This is a genomic window from Microbulbifer epialgicus (genome assembly GCF_041447265.1).
GTDB lineage: Bacteria > Pseudomonadota > Gammaproteobacteria > Pseudomonadales > Cellvibrionaceae > Microbulbifer > Microbulbifer epialgicus.
In genome coordinates, this window is sequence record NZ_JBGMEK010000216.1 from 1 (window position 1) to 1,540 (window position 1,540).

The following is a 1,540-nucleotide window of genomic DNA, read 5'->3' on the forward strand; positions in this document are numbered from 1 at the left end:
TTTTTCACTTCGTCCATGACCCAGTCCTGCATAATTACCCATCCAAATCTGTAGCTCTTACTATGCCAAAACTGTAACTCATTGATTTTTATAATAAAACTGGAAAAACTTGTGTATAAAACTTAGCGCCCGGCTCATCGGCGAGCGAAGCGAGTCCGGTGGAGGCCGCAGGCCGGAACGAAATGCAGCCGCTTGTTACGTTTTTATTCAGAACTAGCATAGATTTTTTCTAGTTCGACCACTCTCATTTCACTTAACCGGCGCTTACAGAATGCCATATGTAATCGGTAACCACTGAAGTTTTCAAGTCCATCCATTTCATTTATAAGTGCGCAATGTGAATCCCTATATGAGCGCCACACAGCTGAGGTTGATTTAAAGCGTTCTATTAATTCGTTTCCATTAGCAGCTTTACTTAGTTTCTCAATAATCTCTGTGTCTAGAGCATCAATTCTTCTTTCAGCTATCATATTATGAGCCCAACCACATTGTGCCGCCCCCCATTTACCACCAGCATCGTCACATGGATCGTAAATATTCAACTTAATGCACTTTATTAGAATCTCCTGATCTTTAGTTGCCCTACATGACTGCCTATCAATCGAAAACGATTCTAAGTCACTCCCGCCCCATAAGAGTTCTCTGAGCTCTGCTGTGCGTTGCTTGTATGCCGAGATGCAACTCTTTTCATCTTTACAGGCATCATCCCGCTTTTTAATCCAGCTAATCTGCTCTTTCTTAATCTCCAACGACTTTCGCCCTGCAAATGTCGACATGACAGACTTATAGACAGCTGATAGATTTTCATCATAAGATCCAAGTCGCCTATTAGAACAGATCAATAATTCAGAACTGGTAGAAGCCTTCTCACAATCAAAGCTTGTGGCAAAAATATCAGGTGAGCTAACAATCAAAAAAGCAATTAATGTAAAGAAACTAATTTTCATTAAATGTCCTTATCGCACGTAACGCCTCAATAATGGGCCGGAGCACGCAGTGCGGAGGTCCAGTCCCGAAGGGGCGACATTGATTGACTTGTTAGTTGTTTTCAAGTAATGGATTAACTGCATCAAATGATGATTCCGGTAAAACTTGCCCTGTAAATACCCCTAAAATTACCATATCAAATCTCTCCATATATTCATGAAGCTGTTCATCGCTAATATCTTTGATACTAAATACATCGTTTTCGTTAAAGTGAGCGGCAAACGAAGTGCATACAGACTTCTGGAGAGAAACAATATTTGCAGCAACAACCTTCGGAATCGATTCAGCCGACGAAAACTCACCAGCCAACTCTGTGAGCTCTTTGTGTAGCTTCCAGAATTCATTGCTATTCCACTCACCATACTCACGGAGTCGCTCGGTGAAAGAACCTTCCCAATCAGGGTGAGATGCCGAATTCCTATATAAATTCTCAATATTCATATGTACAACTAACGCTTAGATAACCTGCGCTGCAGGCGGTAAAAAAACAGCCTGGCACTGGATTTAGGCCGAACTAAACAGCCCCTCTCCTGCAGTGTCAGGTTCATCGTAT

Annotated in this window: 2 protein-coding genes; both read right to left on the bottom strand. The window is 41.9% G+C overall.

All coding sequences use genetic code 11. The features are described from left to right. Positions 1 to 203 precede the first annotated feature (203 nt). Positions 204 to 947 (bottom strand): lysozyme inhibitor LprI family protein, encoded by a 744-nt coding sequence (locus ACCI49_RS24600; RefSeq protein ID WP_371841896.1) that lies wholly within the window; start codon positions 945 to 947, stop codon positions 204 to 206. Between the two features lie 91 nt (positions 948 to 1,038). Further along, positions 1,039 to 1,428: a hypothetical protein gene (locus ACCI49_RS24605; RefSeq protein WP_371841898.1), complete on the bottom strand. Its 390-nt coding sequence runs from the start codon at positions 1,426 to 1,428 to the stop codon at positions 1,039 to 1,041. Positions 1,429 to 1,540: the final 112 nt, after the last annotated feature.

What these genes read in the sequence shown, in the direction of transcription:
- ACCI49_RS24600 (WP_371841896.1), bottom strand. Translation starts at nt 947, where the DNA reads ATGAAAATTAGTTTCTTTACATTAATTGCTTTTTTGATTGTTAGCTCA.
- ACCI49_RS24605 (WP_371841898.1), bottom strand. Translation starts at nt 1,428, where the DNA reads ATGAATATTGAGAATTTATATAGGAATTCGGCATCTCACCCTGATTGG.